Origin of the sequence: Vitreoscilla filiformis (assembly GCF_002222655.1) — a bacterium.
GTDB lineage: Bacteria > Pseudomonadota > Gammaproteobacteria > Burkholderiales > Burkholderiaceae_C > Ideonella > Ideonella filiformis.
The window spans coordinates 125,277-143,244 of sequence record NZ_CP022424.1 but is presented as its reverse complement, the minus strand read 5'-3'; the positions used below and the strand labels follow the sequence as shown (position 1 = coordinate 143,244).

Sequence of the window (17,968 nt, the reverse complement as noted above, 5' to 3'; positions counted from 1 at the left end):
TGCGTGGCTCGCTTCTGAACTGCCGAGCCATCCATGACCGCTAGCAACCCTTCTCCGGGCTTCACCACCGCCCTGGTTCACGCCGACCGCCGGGCCGGCATCGAACACGGTGCCATTCGCAAGCCCATCCACACCTCGGTGCAATACGGCTTTGAGCGCGTCGAAGACTTGATTGGGGTCTTCCAAGGTACGGTCAAAGGGGGATTCAACTACGCCCGCCAAGGCACACCGACCACGGCGGCGCTGGAAGCCCGCATCACCCAGATGGAAGACGGGATCGGCAGCATCACGTTTGGCACGGGCATGGCGGCCATCTGCGCGGTGTTTCTGACGCTGCTCAAGCAGGGGGATCACGTCGTCAGCAGCCAGTTTGTGTTTGGCAACACCAACAGCGTGTTGGGCACGCTGGGGCAGTTTGGCATCGAGGTCAGCAAGGTGGATGTCACCTCGGTGGACGCGGTGCGCACGGCCCTCCAGCCGAACACGCGCATGGTGTTTGTGGAAACCTTGGCCAACCCCGGCACGCAGATTCCCGATTTGGAAGGCATCGGCCAACTGTGCGCCGAACGCGGGCTGCTGTATGTGGTGGACAACACCATCACCTCGCCTTGGCTGTTCCGCCCGAAGGCGGTGGGCGCGTCGCTGGTGATTCATTCGTTGACCAAAACCATCGCCGGCCACGGCACCGCGCTGGGCGGTTCGGTGACGGACACGGGGTTGTTTGATTGGTCGCGCTATCCGAACATTTTCCCGGCGTATCGCAGCGGTGATTCACGCCAATGGGGCCTGGCCCAGATCCGCAAAAAGGGCCTGCGGGACATGGGCGCGGCCCTGTCTTCGGAACAAGCCCACGCCATTGCCAGCGGCGCGGAGACGCTGGCGTTGCGCGTCAACCATGCCAGCGCCACGGCGCTGCGCTTGGCGACGTTTTTGGCCGAGCACCCAGCGGTGGCCAAAGTTCACTATCCCGGTTTGAGCGATCACCCGCAGCACGAGCGGGCGCGCAAGCTGTTCAAAGCGGGGGCGTGGCTGCTGTCGTTCGAGCTGCGCGACGCGAACCGGCTGGTCGAAGTCATCAACCGATTGAACGTGGTAATCAAGGCCACGGGCCTGGGGGACACGCGCACCTTGATCATCCCCGTGGCTCCGACGATCTTCTGGGAAGCCGGCGCCGAAACCCGTGCCCGCATGGGCATTGCCGATGGGTTGATTCGGCTGTCCATCGGCTTAGAGGATGCCGACGATTTGATCGCGGACTTGGGGCAAGCGTTGGCTTAACCCCATCCCCCCCGCCTCACTGCGGCTGAAACCCGCTCTGCTTGATCAGCTTGGCCCAGACCGCAGAATAAGCGCGTTCACGCTGGCCGAGCTGTTCACCCGTCATGTGGCCGACGCTCAGGCCCATGGCGGTGAGGCGTTCCAACACCACCGGCTTGGCAATCACTTTGGCCAAGGCGCTCGAAAAGGCTTCGACCGTCGCCTTGGGCGTGCCGGTGGGGGCGAAAACGCCGTAGTAAGGCATGTCCTCTAAACCCGCCAAGCCCAGTTCGCTGAACGTGGGCACGTCCGGCATCACGGCCTGGCGCTTGCCGCCCAGCACGGCCACCACGCGAATCTTGCCCTGCTTGTGGTTCTCGATGAAATCGGGGATCGAGCCCACGCCCGCTGGGATTTGGTTGCCCAGCATGTCCGCCATCATCGGCGCGCTGCCGCGATAGGGCACGGCCACCAGGTCGAGTTTGTATTTCTCGCCGATCACCTTCACCAAAAACTCCGGCGTCGAAGCCGGCGCCGGCACGCCCACCGACCCCTTGCTGCCCTGCGCTTTCACGCTGTTGACGTAATCCGCAAAACTCTTGGCCGAGGTGCCGCCGGACACCGCCAGCGCATTAACGAAACTGGCAAAACCCGCCACCGGCACAAAGTCCGTGCTCGGGTTGAAGCCGGGGGTCTTCACCACTTGGGGCAGGATGGAAATGGTGTGGTCGTGGCTGAGGAACAGCGTCAAACCATCCGCTGGTGCCGCCTTGAGGGCTTGCGCGGCGAGCTGGCCACCGGCACCGGGTTTGTTTTCAACGATCAGGGTGGCGCCCAACTCGTCTTTCAAATGCTCGGCCAGCACGCGGGCGATGGCGTCGGTGCCACCCCCTGCCGGGAAGCCGACCAGCAAACGGATGGTTTTGCCCGTCAGCGGGGTGACGGTGGCCTGTGCCACGCCGCTGCCACACAGCGCCGCAGCCGCCAAGGTGCCCAAAACGGCACGGCGGGAAGGTTGAATCATGGGGAGCCCCTCCTGGGTTCAGCGGTAAAACGCTTCGACTTGGCCCTTGAGCTTGATCGTCAGCGGTCGGCCACGACGATCCAGCGTTTTGCCAGCGGGCACCTTGATCCAGCCTTCGCTGATGCAATATTCCTCGACATCGAAGCGCTCTTTGCCGTTGAAGTGAATGCCAATGTCGTGCTCAAACACCGCAGCGACGTGGTGAGGGCTGCGCGGATCGACGCTCAGGTGATCGGGCAAGGCAGGGCGGGTGGTGTCGGTCATGATGCTGCTGTTTCAGGAAAAGAATCGCGGCCGATTCTAGGTGGCCCCCCGGCGGGCCCCTGCTGGGCGTTGGTGATCAGCCGGTCGAACAGCTCCCCCAACAAAGCGCGTTCGGCGGGGCTGAGACAGCCGAAGATCTCGCGGTTGCGCTGTTCGATGAGCTGCATCATGGTTTGCCACATGGGCCGCCCGGCTTCGGTCAGGCTGAGGATGACGCAGCGCGCATCCTGCGGGTTGGGTCGCTTGCTCAGGTAGCCACGCTCCACCAGCGCCTGTGCGGCGCGGCTGGCTTGCGCTTTGTCGAGGTTGGCTTCGAAGGCCAGCTCATTGACCGTCATGTCGCCGAAGGTGCCCACCGCAGCGAGGCTGCGCGCCTCGGCCAGCGGCAGGCCGCAGCCTGCAAAGTAGGCTTCGGCACTGGCTCGGTCATTGAGCTTGTTGAGCATGTGCAGCTTGTAGGTGAGGTGGCGAACCAGCACCGGAAACGCGGAAGGTGTGTTCATGTCACGCCATTTTGACCAACCACAGCGAGAGCGCAGGGAACGCCACCAGCAGCGCGATGCGCAAGAAGTCCGACGCCAAGAACGGCATCACCCCTTTGGCGGTCTCCAGATACGGCACATCCTTGGCCAGTTTCTGGATGATGAACAGGTTCATGCCCACGGGCGGATGCACCAAGCCAATCTCCACCACCATCAGCGCCAGGATGCCGAACCACACCGACTTGTCCGGCACGCTCATGCCCCAGAAGTCCAACCCCATCACCATCGGGTAGAAGATGGGGATGGTGAGCAAAATCATGGCCAGCGAGTCCATGACACAGCCCAGCAGCACGTAACACAGCAAGATCGCCACCAACACCAGCAAGGGCGGCAGGCCGCTGTTTTTCACCCATTCGGCCAACTCGGTCGGCAGTTGGGTGATGGCCAGGCCGGAGTTCAGCAAGTCGGCGCCCAGCAGCACCAAGAAAATCATGGCCGTGGCGTGGGCCGTGCCGATCAGGCTCATTTTGATGCCCTCCCAGCGCATGCCGCCCTTGACCACCGCCAGCAGCCCGCACGCCGCCGCGCCGATGGAAGCAGCTTCGGTTGGATTCGCCCAGCCGCCGTAAATACCCACGATCACCACCGCAAACACCAACAGCACCGGCGTGACACCGATCAGGGCCGCCAGTCGGCCACTCCAATTCACTTTGGGGCCAGCGGGGCCGGCTGCTGGGTTGAGCGTCACCAACAGGCGAATCACCCCCATGTAACCCATCATGGCGATCAAACCGGGAATGACGGCGGCCATGAACAGCTTGCCGATGGATTCCTGTGTCAACACCGCGTAAATCACCAGCGGCACCGAGGGCGGGATCATGATGCCGAGCGTGCCCGCCGCCGCCAGCGTGCCAGTGGACAGGCGCCCGGAGTAGCCATGCGCTTTCAATTCCGGCAGGGCCACTTGGGCCATGGTCGCCGCTGTGGCCAGGGACGAACCACAAATAGCGCCAAACCCCGCGCAAGCGCCCGTGGCGGCCATCGCCAAGCCGCCGCGCCAATGGCCCAAAAACGCCGCCGCGCAGCGAAACAGCGATTTGGACAGCCCGCCATGCGTCGCAAACTGGCCCATCAGCATGAACAGCGGGATCACCGCCAAGTCGTAATTCGACAGGCGCGCATAGGCCAGGTGATTCATCGTGAACAGCAGCGCCGCCGGATCGCCGTTGTTCATCGCCAAAAAGCCCGCCGCACCGCCAATCAGCATCCCGACGCCCACATGGATGCGCAAGGCCAATAAAAACAGCAGCCCCGCGAAAATCCACAACCCAATGGCCATGCCGCTCATGCTCGAACTCCCAAGGCCGCGTGGGCCGAATGCATGGTGCGGTGCAGCGCTGCCAAGGTCAGCAGCACAAAGCTGGGCACCATCAACACCACCGGTTGCCACAGCGGCACCAGCAGCAAGGTGGACACTTCCATGTTCTCGTGCGCCTCAATGGCGTACAGCGCCGTGCGCCAGGTGAGAACCCCCGAAGCCAACATCAGCAGCGCGTGCGCCAGGGTGTCCAGCGCGGCGCGGGCGCGTTCGCTCATCCAGGTGGTGAGGGCATCGACCTTGATGTGGTGGTCGTGCAGCTCACACAGCGGCAAAAAGGCCGCCGAGCCGATGGCCGCGCCCATTTGCAGCAACTCCATGTCGCCCTGGATCGGCGTGGCAAACAGTTTGCGGCCGATGATCGAGACGATGGACATCGCCACGATCAGACAAAACAGCGCCCCCCCACCCAAACCCCACCAGGTGATGACGCGGTTCAACAGCCCCAGCACCCCGCCCGAAGGCACAGCGGCGCGAGGCAGATCGTCGTTCGGAACGAGTTCAGCCATGTGATCGCTCCTTCACTTGCTGGGGGTGTTCATGAACTTGGCGCCCAAGGCGTGAACCTCGGCAGCGAGTTTCTTGCCGTCCAGCCCGCGTGCATCGGCTTGTTTGATCCAGTCGGCCTCGACGGCGGCGCCGGCTTTTTGCATCGCCGCGTAGTCTTCCGGCTTGATGACGAGGATCTTGTTGCCCTGCGCGGTCATCTTCTTTTTCGCCGCTTCGTTGCCTTCATCCCAAACACGGCCCGCCAGGTCGGACAGCGCTGCGCCGCTGTGTTTGTCCAGCACCGCTTTGAGGTCGGCGGGCAGGCCGTCCCACTTGGTTTTGTTCATGAGGATGGCCATGGGCGTTTGGGTGAAGCCGGGTTGGTTCGGCAGCCCTTCCATGTGGTACTTTGTCACCTCGTCGATCTTGGTGGTGGGCAGGATTTCCCACGGCGCCATCGCGCCATCGATCACCCCTTTGGAGATCGATTCGGTGATAGCCGCCACCGGCAAATTCACCGGCGTGCCGCCCAGTTGCCCGATGAGCAGTGCCGCAAAGCGCGACGGGCTGCGCAGCTTCAAGCCTTTGAAGCCATCGGCGGTAAGGACGGGTTTGTTCGCGGTGGAGATCACCACATTGCTGGCACTGAAGATGGCCAGGACTTTGAAATCCTTGTAATCGTCCTGCGCGTGCTTTTGGTAGTAGGCCCACATGGCGCGTGAGCCGGACAGGCCACCCGGCGGCAACGAGAACGGCAGCTCCAGCGCCTCGGTGCGCGGGAAACGACCGGTGGCGAAACTGGGCGATGTCCAACCGATGTCGGCCACGCCGTTTTTCACTTGATCGGGGATTTGTGCCGGCGTGCCGCCCAATTGCAGCGAGGGGAAAATTTGGCACTTGAGCCGCCCGCCCGAATCCTTCTCGATGGCGGCGCACCACGGTTCGGCGATGTGGCGTTGGAAATTGCCCGTCGAGGGCAGGAAGTGGGCGAATTTGAGCGTCACCGTTTGCGCGGTGACGCGGCCTGCACCCAGCAAGGCAGCGGCGGCCAAGCCAACCGCCGCCAGTCGATGTGTCACGAGCATGGCGGCTTTCCTTCAGGCTTACTTGGGCTGGTACTTGGCACCGATGGCGTGAACCTCGGCGGCCAGTTTGTTGCCATCCAGGCCGCGTGCAGTGGCTTGTTTGATCCAGTCGGCTTCGACGCTGGCGGCGGCCTTTTTCATCGCCGCGTAGTCTTCCGGCTTGATGATGAGGATCTTGTTGCCCTGCGCGCCCATCTTGGTACGGGCAGCGCTGTTGCCCTCATCCCAGACTTTGCCGGTGAGTTCGACCAGCTTCAGGCCGCTGTTTTTGTCGATCACGGCTTTCAGTTCGGGCGAGAGGCTGTCGTATTTGGCCTTGTTCATGAGGATGGCCATGGGCGTTTGGGTGAAACCGGGCTGGTTCGCTGGGCCTTCCATGTGGTACTTCGTCACCTCATCGACCTTGGTGGCGGGCAGCACTTCCCACGGAGCCATGGCGCCATCGATCACACCCTTCGAAATGCCTTCCGTCACCTGGGCGATGGGCATGTTCACGGGTGTGCCACCCAACGCCGTCAGGAACAACGCCGCAAAGCGCGACGGGCTGCGCAGCTTGACGCCCTTGAACCCGTCCACCGTCAGAATGGGCTTGCTGGCAGTGCTCATGACCACGTTGCTGGCGCTAAAGAGGGCCAACACCTTGTAGTCCTTGAAATCGTCTTGGCCGTGTTTTTGGTAGTAGTCCCACATGGCGCGTGAGCCGTCCAAGCCGCCCGGTGGCAGCGAGAACGGCAGCTCCAGCGCTTCAGTGCGTGGGAAACGGCCCGTCGAATAACTGGGCGATGTCCACACCACATCCGCCACCCCGTTTTTCACCTGATCGACCAACTGCGGCGGCGCGCCCCCCAATTGCAGCGCCGGATAGAGCTGGCATTTGAGCTTGCCACCCGAATCCTTGGCGATGGCGGCACACCACGGCTCGGCCACGTTCTTGTGGAAATTCGAGTTCGAGGCCAAGAAGTGCGAAAACTTGATCGTCACTTCTTGGGCCTGAACCGTTGCACTGGCAAGGATCAGCGGCACGGCAGCGGCCAACGCAGCCAGCGGGCGCAGCGGGTTTTGACGGGCGGTCATGGGGATGTCTCCGTTGTCTATTTGTTGACACGACAACGATATGAGGCAAGGTTGGTGTCAGCAATCCACGCAAACCCTGACATGTGAGTGTTCAGCGCACTCATCATCTGGATGTCCGACCGACGCCTGAACATGGCATGCTTCCCAATCGGTCGATTCAACCGATCTGGCCGCCTCTGACTTGATTGAACAAGGAACATCCGCCCATGACTCACCCTCTTTTTCGCCGGGGACACCTCCTCATTGCACTGGCCCTGAGTGCGGGCTGTTCGTGGCCTGCCGCTGCGGCTGCGCCCACGTTTCCGCCTCCGGCCACACCGGTGCTGGGCGTGAACAAATACAACTTGTCACTCCAGTATTTGGGGCTGGCTTCCGGCGGCGACGGATCGGTGTCTTGGCAGCGTCTGGGCCGCGCTCTGGCCCGCAAATCGTTGGACGATGCGCGTTACTACAACTTTGCGTTCCTGCGCATCTCGGCGACAGGCTACGGGCCACGCCACCCCAAAGATCGGAACGATCTGGCGCTGTGGCAAAGCGATCCCGCCAAATACTGGCAAATCATCGACACCATGATGGACGACGTCGAAAAGCGTCACCTGCAACTGGTGGTGACGTTGAACTGGCAGTCGATGCAGTTTCCCAACATCGCCGGTGAAACACGCACCGACATGATCGCCCGGACGGGTTCCCGCTCGTTTGAACTGGCCGCCCGATACGCCCGTGAGTTCGTACAGCGCTATCGACAACGCCGGGCCATTCTCTTTTGGGAACTGACCAACGAAATGAACCTGAGTGCTGATTTGGACTCCCAGCAGCGCTGCGAACGCTCCGATGTGGCCCAAGCCAGCGGGGATGAAGATTTGTACTGCCAAGCCAATGGCAACTACAGCACCGACGAGATGCTGAGTTACATGCGGGCGATGGCCGCTGTCGTGCGGGCGGCTGACCCGACGCGCCCGATTTCGTCGGGGTTTTCGATCCCTCGACCTAACGCCAATGCCTTGCGCCAATCGCCTGAATGGAAACCCCAAGCGGGGCGCCGTTCACAGCCGGACAACGAGGAACAATTCGCGCAATACCTGAAGGACGTTCATGCCGCCGTGGACATCTTCAGTATCCACATCTACGACGGGCACAACCGATCGCAGTTAAACCGATTGGGGGACAAAGAGCTGGACATCCTCAATCGCGTCCAAAACATCGCGCAAAGTGCAGGAAAGCAGGTGTTTTTGGGCGAGTTTGGTGACCCGACCATGGACGAGTCAGACGCAGGCTTCAATGCCCGGGTGCTCAACAAACTCAAGGAGCGACGGGTGTCGTACGCTGCGCCTTGGATTTTGGAATATCGCTACAGCTTGTCCCCGAACGCCAAGCGAACCAAGGCGGATTCCTTCACGCTGGATCCCGAACAGCACATGCGCACCTTGAACCGCATGGCACAGTTCAACGGCCCCCGCCGTGACACCGCCGCCGCCCCGCCCCGCGTGGTAGTGACATGGCCGCTGGAGTGTGACACCGTGCGACCAGGTGATGTGGTCACGGTCACCGCCAGCGCCGACGCCCCCCAACAGCCCCGCGTAGAGCTCTGGGTCAACCAAAAACTGGTGGGGCAGTTGGATCAACCCCCGTACGCTTGGAAGGTGCCAGAAGCCGCGCAGGGGCGCTACGACGTGGTCGCCAAAGTCACGGACAGCCGAGGCCAGCACAGCGAATACCAAACCCGCTGGAACACCCCACGCAACGGCACCTGCGAGCCTTTGCCCTTGCAGTGAGCCCCTTGTTACACTGCGCGCCGTTCCCCGTCATGGGGGAGTAGCCGCCCGCCGCTGTGCGGGAGCTGGCGTCAACACACTTGGCCCCCATTGGCCATGGCACCCGCGACAGGTCTCACCTGTCAGGCAAGACCCATGACCACGGCACGCCCAACCCGAGGGCCGGGGGCGTGCCGTGGTCATGCATGCACGTCTTGCCGGCCCCGCACAGGTGTTGTTTCATGGAAGCTTTTTTTGTCTCGACCGGCATCGTCGCCCTGGGTGAAATGGGTGACAAAACCCAGTTGCTGGCGCTCATTTTGGCGGCGCGCTTTCGGCAGCCTTTGCCCATCATCGCGGGCATTTTGGTGGCGACGCTGGCCAACCATGCAGCAGCGGGTGCGGTGGGTGGGGCCGTCGCGGCGCTGTTGGGGCCGGATGTGCTGCGCTGGGTGATCGGCCTGGGTTTCATCGCCATGGCAGGCTGGATGCTCATTCCTGATGAGATGGACGATGACGATGCCAACGTCGGCAACGTCACGCGCTTTGGCGTGCTGGGCACCACCATCGTGGCCTTTTTCCTGGCCGAAATGGGCGACAAAACACAGATTGCCACCGTCGCGCTGGCGGCCCGGTTTCCCGACTTGGTGGCGGTGGTTGCCGGCACCACCCTGGGCATGATGCTGGCCAATGTGCCCGCCGTGTTCCTGGGTGACAAAGTGGCCAAAGCCGTGCCGATGAAACTGGTGCATGGTGTTTCGGCGTTCATCTTTTTGGTCTTGGGCGCGCTTACCTTGCTCAACGTCGGTAAGCTGTTCTGATGCCGAACGTCTCGCCGTCTCCCGCCCGGCCCGTGGGCCTGCTGGGCACCCACCATGTGGCCATCATCGCCAGCGATTACGCCCGCTCACGGCACTTCTACACCGAGGTGCTGGGGCTGCGTGTGTTGGCCGAGCATTTCCGGGCCGAGCGCCAAAGCTGGAAACTTGACTTGGGGTTGCCCGATGGCACCCAGGTCGAGCTGTTTTCCTTTCCCGATCCGCCATCGCGTCCGAGTCGGCCCGAGGCGTGTGGGCTGCGCCATCTGGCGTGGCGCGTGGCGGATGTGGCAGCCAGCAAAGCGGCGTTGGAAGCGGCTGGGGTGAGCGTCGAACCCCTTCGCGTGGACGAGTTCACGGGCCGGCGTTTCACCTTCTTCGCCGACCCGGACGGACTGCCGTTGGAGTTGTACGAAACCGGCGTTTGACACGCCAGCCCAGCAACGCCCCTCACCAAGACAGGGGCTACGTCAAAGCAAGATGCACTTTCACAGCGTCTTCAACGGCCAGCATATCGGCCTGCGACAGTGTGCCGATATGGGTTTTCAGCCGCACTTTGTCAGCCGTCATGATTTGGTCGGCCATGGCCTTGCTGCTGCGCCCAGCCACCGACACCACCGCCTCACCGGGATACACCCGCCCGGTGTTGCTGGTGAGTGGAATGACCACCACACGCCCCAGGTACTTGTTCGCGACATCGTTGCTCACCAACACCGCTGGGCGAGTTTTCCGAATTTCACTGCCCACGGCCGGGTCAAATTCAACCCACCAGACTTCACCGCGTTGCATCGGCCACATCTCCCGCCAGAGCATTGCACCATTCCAGCGCTTCGGTTTCTCGCTGGGCGTCTTGTGCCATCGCTTGATAGCCCTCGGCCAATTTGGCACTTTCGCCGTGTTGACGGGCAGGAGACAGCACCAAGCTTCTGCCGACCAACTCCACGTCAACCCGAGCCCCAGCTTCAAGCCCCAGCGTGCGCAAAAGCTGGCGAGGCAGGGTCACGGCAACAGACCCCCCAACTGTGCGAAGTGTTGCGGTGTGCATCCAACTGACTCCTGGTGAAATGCCACAAGATGGCAGGATATTACACAAAGTAGAACATTTTGAGGGGAAGTGAAACTCTCCTCAGCACCGTAATACGGTGCCTGCCGTATCGGCAAACGCTGGACGCTTGCCTATCGTGACGCCCATTCCATGTTTCAACGGGTGTTCACATGACGTCGTCCCTCCATCCCAGCCGCCGGGAACTCAAAGGCGGCACAGGCCATGACAGTCTGGTAGGCAGCACCGATGCAGATACGCTGGTCGGCGCCGATGGCAACGACACCCTGTTCGGCCTGAACGGCGCCGACAGCCTCAGCGGTGGCAACGGTGACGACAGCCTGAGCGGCGGCGGCGGCACCGATTCCCTCTGGGGAGGCGCTGGCCAAGACACCCTGGATGGCGGTGTCGGCAGTGATTCCCTCTCCGGCGAGGCCGGCAACGACGTGCTCATGGTGAACACCAGCACCGGCGACACCCTGAACGGCGGCGCGGGTCAAGACACGTTGTGGGTCGATTGGCGCAGCAGCACCGTGTCCCGCGTCGCTGATTTTTCGGGCATCACCAGCACCGTGACGGTGGCCGCCGGTGGCCATCAAGTGAGCAACTTGGAAACGCTGGTGTTGCACGGCGGCAGTGCCACGGATTCGGTGACCGCCAGTGCCAATGCCGATGTCCTCTACGGTTATGCCGGGCATGACAGCTTCAAAGGCGGCGGCGGCGCCGATGTGCTGGATGGTGGTCTGGGCAATGACACCCTCATCGGCGGCGATGGCAACGACACCCTTTTAGGACAAAGCGGCGCCAACAAGCTGGACGGTGGCAATGGTGACGATGTACTGGCCTGGAACGGCAGCAGCGAAACCCTGGCCGGTGGCTTGGGTGACGATGTGCTGGTGGTGGATGTCAGTGCAACCCTTTCGTCCCAGACGTACGATTTCAGTGCGCTCGACCCGAACCGCAGCGTCGTCATCCAAAACGGAACGTTCAGCGGTATGGAGCGCGTCAGTTTGACAGGAGGACAAGGCGCCGATCGCTTGTTCACCGGCACAGGCAACGACACCCTGCGAGGTGGGGCTGGCGATGACTTGCTCAATGGTGGCAAGGGCCTCAACCGGGTCGAAGGCGGCGCCGGTGATGACGAACTGCAAACCACGGGCGGTGCCGAAACGCTGGACGGTGGCGAGGGCACCGACAAGGTGACGTGCAACCTGTCCACCTCAACCGACGCTGTGAACTGGCAGTTCACCCAAAACGAGGGTGTTCAAGTGGGCCGGGCCGTGGTGCGTAACGTGGAGGTGTTCGACATCCAAACCGGCAGCGGGGACGACACGCTGGTGGGCAGCGACGGCAGCACGCATCACTTCGCCACAGGGGGTGGTGACGATGTTGTGCAGGGCGGCAATCAAGCGGATGCCCTGACGGGCGGCGACGGCAGCGACGACCTGAACGGCGGCGCCGGCGACGACACGATTTACGGCGGCCAAGGCGAAAACTTGGACAACACGCCGGACTTTGATGCCAACGACGGCGACAACACCCTCAACGGTGCAGAAGGCAACGATGAGTTGGACGCAGGGTGGGGGTTAGGCGCCAACCTGATGTTGGGTGGCACGGGCGACGACACGCTGTGGGCCGCAGACGGCACCGACACCCTGCGGGGCGGCAGTGGCCACGATGTCCTGAGTGCCTGGGCGGGGGACGACGTTCTGGACGGCGGCGAAGGCCAGGACACGCTTTGGGGTGGCGACGGTCAAGACACCCTGGATGGCGGCGCCGGCCTGGATGTGCTTCTGCTCGATTGGAGCGGCACCGAGGTGGGTGGGGAACTTGACTTCAGCGAGGTGGCCGGCGCCGCCAACGCCCTGCTGGACGGGGATGAGGTGCGCAACATCGAACTCCTGCACTGCCTTGGCAGCGAGGCCGACGATTGGGTGCTCGGTGGCAACGGCGCCGACACCCTGCAAGGCGCCGGGGGCGACGATGAGCTGGAAGGCGATGCAGGCGACGATGTGCTCGAAGGCGGCCAGGGTGGCGACATGCTCCTGGGGGACGGCGGCAACGATCAGCTCCATGGCGGTGAAGACGATGACCTGGTATGGGGCGGCAGCGGCCATGACCAACTGGCAGGCGACGCCGGCGACGACCACCTGTTCGGGGGCAGCGGCAACGACACGTTCGAGAGCGGATCGGGCCGCGACACCTTGATGGGCGGGCAGGGGGTCGATCAAGTCCTCTACCAGCAAAGTGACGATGAGGCCGCACACATCAACTTCAGCGATCAAGCGGGCCAGAGCCGGGCAGAGTTCAACGGGGACCGGCTCAGCAGCATCGAGTCCCTGCACTTTGTCGGGGGGGCGATGGACGACAACGTCACTGGCAGTTACTGGGGGGATGTGCTGGAAGGCGGCGCCGGCGCCGACCGGTTGGACAGCCATGGTGGCAGCGACACCTTGCAAGGCGGCAGCGGCAACGACACCTTGCTGAGTGGCGGTGACGGTGGCGACTGGCTGGATGGCGGCGCCGGTGATGATCAACTGTTGTCCGATGCCGGTGACGACACCTTGCTGGGCGGCAGCGGCAACGACGATCTCGACGGTTATTCGGGTGACGACCTGTTGCGTGGCAACGAGGGCAACGACCAACTGAGTGGCTCGCTGGGCGACGACCAGTTGTACGGCGACGACGGCAACGACGTGCTGAACGGCTGGAGCGACGACGATCAGTTGTACGGTGGTGAAGGCCGCGATGTGCTGCAAGGCGAATCCGGCAGCGACGATCTGTTCGGCGGCGCCGGCGATGATGTGCTGGACGCGGGCGAAGGCAATGACTTCCTCGACGGTGGCGACGGTGACGACACCCTGACAGGTGGCGCGGGCTCGGATGCGTTTTGGATCGGGGACACGGTCGGCAGTGACGTCATCACCGACTTTGAGTTGGGTGTCGATCTGCTGGAAGTCGGGTTGCGCGTGGGCGATGGTGACAAGGTATTGGAGAACAGCGTCACCGTGGCGGCTGGGGACAGTGTCAGCGCCACCGCCGAGCGGATCACCCTCAGCACCGCACTGGACGCGCTGGACGCCAGCACCGTGGCCTCCGCTTTGGGGCCGGTCAATGGCAGCCATGCCAGCGGACAAACCGCCTGGGTCTTGGTGAACGATGGCAACGATGGGGCGCTGTACCTGTTCACGTCCTCCACGGCAGACAGCGTCATCCAGGCCGACGAGCTGAGCCTGTTGGCCACCTTCACCCAAACAACCGCCTTGAACGACGCCGACTGGTTGCTCACCTAAAGCCTGCGCGTCCCGCATGGGCAAAATCGTGGCCCATGACACCTGATCCTTCTGTCTTGACCGCCGCCGCCACTCGCCATTCGTGGTGGCGCCGGGGCGCACTGACCCTTGGCATCGGCTCTGTGGCGAGTTTGGCTTGGGCCGCCGCCACGCTCTACGCCAACACCGACGGCTCACGCATCGACAAACCCCTGTGGGATGTGCTGGCGTGGAGCGTTTCGCGCAGCAGCGATGCGGGCCTGCCACGCTCCGGCCCACTGCCCGTGGTGCGCGAGGCCCAGGGCGTGGCGGCGGCGCAGCCGGGCGAGTTGTCGGCCACGTGGTTGGGTCACGCCAGTGTGCTGCTGCGGCTCGACGAGGTGACGCTGTTAACCGACCCGCAGTTCTCCCCACGCGCCAGCCCCGTGAGCTGGGCCGGGCCGGAGCGGTTCACGCCGCTGCCCTATGCGCCCCAGGCCCTGCCGCACATCGACATCGTGCTGCTGTCCCACAACCACTATGACCATCTGGACGTGCCCAGCCTGCGCCAACTGATGGCCCAACCTGGCGGAGCACCGCTGTTTGTGGTGCCGCAAGGCGTACAAAGCCTGCTGAAGGACGAGGGCATCGGCCCCGTGCAGGTGCTGGGCTGGTGGCAGCACGCCGAACTGGCGGGGGTGGAGGTCACCGGGGTGCCGGCGCACCACTGGAGCGCACGCGGCATGTTCGACCGCCACACCACCCACTGGGGCGGCTGGGTGCTGCGCAAGGGCGGACGCAGCGCCTACTACGTGGGCGACACCGGTTACAGCGCCGACTTCCGCGCCATCGGAGAGCGTTTTCCCGGGTTGGAGTTGGCCCTCATCCCGGTCGGGGCCTACGAGCCCCGCGAGTTCATGAAGGATCAGCACGTCAACCCGACGGAAGCCGTGCAAATCCACCGTGACGTGGGGGCTCGGCACAGTTTGGGCATCCACTGGGGCACCTTCCCGTTGGCCGATGAGTCCCCCGAACAAACCCAGGAAGATGTGGCCCAAGCGCTGGCCGCGCAGCAACTTCCCGCCGAAGCGCTGCGCTTGATCGCCCACGGCGCCACCTGGCGCATTGACCCGGTGGCCCGTTGAGCGCCGCGCTTACTTGGCAGCCGGCTTGTTGGAGCTGCGCAGCGGCACCAGGCGCGAAATCACGTCAAACCAGAACGGTGCGCCCAGGGTGGCCGCTGCGGCGGTGATCACCCAACCCAGCACAGTCAGGAACAGACCCCACAGCCCTTTCTCGGTCAACGGGGCCAGGCCGTTTTCCCAGCCCAGCGGCAGGGCCGTGTTTTTGATCTGCTTGCTTTGCACGTACAGGGTGCGCAACGTGGCAGGCTGACTGGCAGCCTCGACCGTCGGTTCGGCAGCAAGCTGTTGCCCAGCAGCCGCTTGATCGACCATGGCCGCCGTCAGCGCCGGGTCGGAGTTCAGCTTTTTGATGATGGCCAGGCTGTCCACGTTGAACGCCACGGCACAGGTCATGGCGATGCCAAATGCCATCCACTGCACGTTGCGTTTGTACCAGCCAGAAACGCGCTCCATGGTGTTGTCAAAGTGCGATTCGAGCGCTTGTTTGATGGAGCCCGCATCGTTGCCCGCGTGCTTGAGCACCACCGTCAGGGATTGGCGCAGTTTGTCGTTTTGGATGTCGGCCACCGCATCCCGCATGCCGGCGAAGAATTCTTCGGGATCGTGGGCTTCCGGCAATCCCTTGCGCTTGCGCGAGCGGTTCACCAGCTCTTCGGCCAAGATGGTAGAAAACGTGGCAGCGGTGATGTAGGACGGTAGCCGCGTCCCCTGGCGGGTTGCTTCGATCAACGGATGGTTGTAAATCGCCATCGTTAGCTCGTTGTTCTGGTCGGGCGTGATCACCTCATGCAACAAGGTCGAAATCCCTTTTTGCAGATGTTTTCCGCGCATTTGAACGGCATTTGACAACCATTCCTGCAACCCGCTGACAAAACCAGCCATCATCATGTAAAGCAGAGCGAGCGAAATCGCCACGTCCACCATGCGTAAATCCAACATCCCGAATCTCCTTGGCAGCTCCCACACTGCGGCTTGATGCGACAACGGCGCCCTCACAGCGCCGGGGCGGGATTGTCAAGGCAATGTGAAGTGCTGCCAACGGATTGCGGGACATTCATACGCCATCGCTGGGGGCGCGGCTGAGTTCGTTGTTGGCCAGCACCAGGGTTTTGAGCATGCGCAGAAACACCTGCTGATCGGCGTCGGACAGCGGCGCCAAGATGCGTTCTTGCGCTCGCAGCATCGGCGGCACGATGGCGATGAGCAGCACTTGCCCCGCCGGCGTGAGCGTGAGCAAACGCACCCGCCGATCGTTTGGGCTGACTTGGCGCTGCATCAACCCTCGGGATTCGAGCCGATCGATCACACCGGCGATGGTGGAGGTGTCGAACCCGATGGTGCGGGCCAGGGTGCGCTGATCCACCCCCGGCTGCGCCGCCACCCCCTGCAAAGCAGCGAACTGCACCGGGGTGATGCCGAAGGCTTCGGTTTCCTGAAGAAAGATCGCCACCGCGATTTGTTGCAAGCGACGAATGAAATGGCCGGGCAGCTCGGCGAAGGCGTCCGGCGACGAGGCGAGGTCAGAAGTGTCCATGCTGCGATGGTGTCACAGCCTGACGCCCCCAGGGTTTACCCGCTGACGATGGTGATTTTCAGTTCAATACACTAATCATCAGTATGCAAATAATCAGCATGCGATTTGGCAGGAGACAGGCATGACGCAAGCGCAAACAGGTGGTGATGAAGCAACCGGGCTACCGGTGTTGGTGGCCGGTGGCGGCATCGGGGGGTTGGCGGCGGCTTTGGCTTTGGTGCGCCAAGGTTTCCGGGTGGTGGTGCTGGAACAGGCGGCCCAGCTTGGGGAAATTGGCGCCGGCATCCAGTTGGGCCCGAATGCGTTCCATGCGTTTGATGCGCTGGGCGTCGGCCCCAAAGCCCGCAGCCGTGCGGTGTACACCGACCACATGGTGATGCACGACGCGCTGGATGGCTACCAAGTCGGCAAGATCCCCACGGATGCGCGCTTCCGCGAGCGCTTCGGCAACCCTTATGCCGTGATCCACCGCGTGGACGTGCATAACTCGCTGCTCGAAGGCACGCAGGAATGCGGCCAGGTGGCGTTTCACACCTCGGCGCGGGTGGTGCAAGTCGAGCAACACGCGGGTGAAGTGACGGTGCGGTGTGCCGATGGGCGCGAGTTCACCGGCTGCGCCCTCATCGGGGCCGATGGCGTGCGCTCGGTGGTGCGCCAGCAGTATGTGAACGATCCGCCGCGTGTCACCGGCCACGTCGTTTACCGCGCTGTGGTGGACAAGCACGATTTTCCCGATGAACTGAAGTGGAACGCCGCCAGCATTTGGGTCGGCCCCAAGTGCCACCTGGTTCACTACCCGTTGCGCGGGGGCGAGCAGTACAACGTCGTGGTCACTTTCCACAGCCGTCAGCAAGAAGAGTGGGGCGTGACGGACGGCAGCAAAGAAGAGGTCGAAAGTTACTTCCAAGGCATTTGCCCGCAAGCGCGTCAGTTGATCGAGCTGCCCAAGAGCTGGCGCCGCTGGGCCACGGCGGACAAAGAGCCCATCGGCACCTGGGTGTTTGGTCGGGCCACGATCCTGGGCGACGCCGCCCACCCAACCACTCAGTACATGGCCCAAGGCGCGTGCATGGCGTTGGAAGACGCGGTGACGCTGGGCGAAGCCCTGCGCGTCCACGGCAATGATTGGGACAAGGGGCTGCCGCTCTACCAGAAATCCCGCGTGGCGCGCACCGCCCGCATCGTGCTGAGTGGGCGGGAGATGGGGCGCATTTACCACGCCGAGGGCGTCGAGCGCCTGGTGCGCAACAGCTTGTGGAAGGGCCGCAGCGCCGAACGGTTCTACGACGCCATGGAATGGCTCTACGGCTGGAACGTGGGCAAATGCCTCGATTTGTCCTGATTTTTCTTGATCTTTGCCACGAAAGCCCTTGC

Annotated in this window: 18 protein-coding genes and 1 riboswitch; of the genes, 7 read left to right on the top strand and 11 right to left on the bottom strand. The window is 63.1% G+C overall.

The window, feature by feature from the left end; all coding sequences use genetic code 11:
- Positions 1-33 precede the first annotated feature (33 nt).
- The gene (locus VITFI_RS16915) at positions 34-1,278 is read left to right on the top strand and encodes a cystathionine gamma-synthase family protein (RefSeq protein ID WP_089418329.1); all 1,245 of its coding nucleotides are present in this window, start codon (positions 34-36) and stop codon (positions 1,276-1,278) included.
- 16 nt (positions 1,279-1,294) lie between these two features.
- On the opposite strand, the gene VITFI_RS16910 is transcribed toward VITFI_RS16915, so the two are convergent.
- The 7 genes from VITFI_RS16910 to VITFI_RS16880 are packed head-to-tail and all read right to left on the bottom strand — an operon-like array spanning position 1,295 to position 7,053.
- Positions 1,295-2,281: a Bug family tripartite tricarboxylate transporter substrate binding protein gene (locus VITFI_RS16910; RefSeq protein WP_089418328.1), complete on the bottom strand. Its 987-nt coding sequence runs from the start codon at positions 2,279-2,281 to the stop codon at positions 1,295-1,297.
- A gap of 18 nt (positions 2,282-2,299) precedes the next feature.
- A complete protein-coding gene (locus VITFI_RS16905; RefSeq protein ID WP_089418327.1) occupies positions 2,300-2,545 on the bottom strand; it encodes a DUF3297 family protein in 246 nt (81 codons plus the stop codon).
- The gene (locus VITFI_RS16900) at positions 2,542-3,048 is read right to left on the bottom strand and encodes a MarR family winged helix-turn-helix transcriptional regulator (protein WP_089418326.1); all 507 of its coding nucleotides are present in this window, start codon (positions 3,046-3,048) and stop codon (positions 2,542-2,544) included. Before VITFI_RS16900 ends, VITFI_RS16905 begins: the two co-directional genes overlap by 4 nt.
- Position 3,049: 1 nt before the next feature.
- Positions 3,050-4,375: a TRAP transporter large permease gene (locus VITFI_RS16895; protein ID WP_089418325.1), complete on the bottom strand. Its 1,326-nt coding sequence runs from the start codon at positions 4,373-4,375 to the stop codon at positions 3,050-3,052.
- The gene (locus tag VITFI_RS16890) at positions 4,372-4,914 is read right to left on the bottom strand and encodes a TRAP transporter small permease (protein ID WP_089418324.1); all 543 of its coding nucleotides are present in this window, start codon (positions 4,912-4,914) and stop codon (positions 4,372-4,374) included. The genes VITFI_RS16895 and VITFI_RS16890 overlap by 4 nt, the downstream gene beginning before the upstream one ends.
- Positions 4,915-4,926: 12 nt before the next feature.
- Positions 4,927-5,979, bottom strand: a complete 1,053-nt coding sequence (locus VITFI_RS16885; protein ID WP_089418323.1) for a TRAP transporter substrate-binding protein — start codon at positions 5,977-5,979, stop codon at positions 4,927-4,929.
- An 18-nt stretch (positions 5,980-5,997) separates the two neighbouring features.
- Positions 5,998-7,053, bottom strand: a complete 1,056-nt coding sequence (locus VITFI_RS16880; RefSeq protein WP_089418322.1) for a TRAP transporter substrate-binding protein — start codon at positions 7,051-7,053, stop codon at positions 5,998-6,000.
- 206 nt (positions 7,054-7,259) lie between these two features.
- On the opposite strand from VITFI_RS16880, the gene VITFI_RS16875 reads away from it, so the two are divergent.
- From VITFI_RS16875 to gloA2, 3 genes are all read left to right on the top strand, one after another.
- Positions 7,260-8,825, top strand: a complete 1,566-nt coding sequence (locus VITFI_RS16875; protein ID WP_089418321.1) for a cellulase family glycosylhydrolase — start codon at positions 7,260-7,262, stop codon at positions 8,823-8,825.
- Between the two features lie 23 nt (positions 8,826-8,848).
- Positions 8,849-8,949: riboswitch (yybP-ykoY riboswitch) on the top strand.
- 97 nt (positions 8,950-9,046) lie between these two features.
- Positions 9,047-9,625 carry a TMEM165/GDT1 family protein gene (locus VITFI_RS16870; protein ID WP_089418320.1) on the top strand — a complete coding sequence of 193 codons (579 nt, stop codon included), beginning with the start codon at positions 9,047-9,049 and terminating at the stop codon, positions 9,623-9,625.
- On the top strand, positions 9,625-10,050 hold the full coding sequence (gene gloA2 / locus VITFI_RS16865; RefSeq protein ID WP_089418319.1) for an SMU1112c/YaeR family gloxylase I-like metalloprotein: 426 nt from the start codon (positions 9,625-9,627) through the stop codon (positions 10,048-10,050). The genes VITFI_RS16870 and gloA2 overlap by 1 nt, the downstream gene beginning before the upstream one ends.
- A gap of 37 nt (positions 10,051-10,087) precedes the next feature.
- Here the strand turns inward: gloA2 and VITFI_RS16860 are convergent, their stop codons facing one another.
- Positions 10,088-10,411 (bottom strand): type II toxin-antitoxin system PemK/MazF family toxin, encoded by a 324-nt coding sequence (locus VITFI_RS16860; RefSeq protein ID WP_089418318.1) that lies wholly within the window; start codon positions 10,409-10,411, stop codon positions 10,088-10,090.
- Positions 10,398-10,667 carry an AbrB/MazE/SpoVT family DNA-binding domain-containing protein gene (locus VITFI_RS18745; protein WP_269768759.1) on the bottom strand — a complete coding sequence of 90 codons (270 nt, stop codon included), beginning with the start codon at positions 10,665-10,667 and terminating at the stop codon, positions 10,398-10,400. The genes VITFI_RS16860 and VITFI_RS18745 overlap by 14 nt, the downstream gene beginning before the upstream one ends.
- A gap of 170 nt (positions 10,668-10,837) precedes the next feature.
- Here VITFI_RS18745 and VITFI_RS16845 point away from each other — a divergent pair, with 170 nt between their 5' ends.
- Entirely contained in the window at positions 10,838-13,957 is a 3,120-nt protein-coding gene (locus VITFI_RS16845) for a calcium-binding protein (protein ID WP_157725760.1), read from the top strand.
- Positions 13,958-13,992: 35 nt separating this feature from the next.
- Positions 13,993-15,060, top strand: coding sequence for an MBL fold metallo-hydrolase (locus VITFI_RS16840; protein WP_089418315.1), 1,068 nt, complete (start codon positions 13,993-13,995; stop codon positions 15,058-15,060).
- 9 nt (positions 15,061-15,069) lie between these two features.
- Here VITFI_RS16840 and VITFI_RS16835 read toward each other — a convergent pair whose 3' ends face one another.
- Entirely contained in the window at positions 15,070-15,999 is a 930-nt protein-coding gene (locus VITFI_RS16835) for a hypothetical protein (protein ID WP_089418314.1), read from the bottom strand.
- A gap of 115 nt (positions 16,000-16,114) precedes the next feature.
- A complete protein-coding gene (locus tag VITFI_RS16830; RefSeq protein ID WP_089418313.1) occupies positions 16,115-16,594 on the bottom strand; it encodes a MarR family winged helix-turn-helix transcriptional regulator in 480 nt (159 codons plus the stop codon).
- Between the two features lie 121 nt (positions 16,595-16,715).
- Between VITFI_RS16830 and VITFI_RS16825 the strand changes: the two genes are divergently transcribed.
- Positions 16,716-17,936, top strand: a complete 1,221-nt coding sequence (locus VITFI_RS16825) for a 3-hydroxybenzoate 6-monooxygenase (protein ID WP_089418312.1) — start codon at positions 16,716-16,718, stop codon at positions 17,934-17,936.
- The last annotated feature ends 32 nt before the right edge of the window (positions 17,937-17,968 follow it).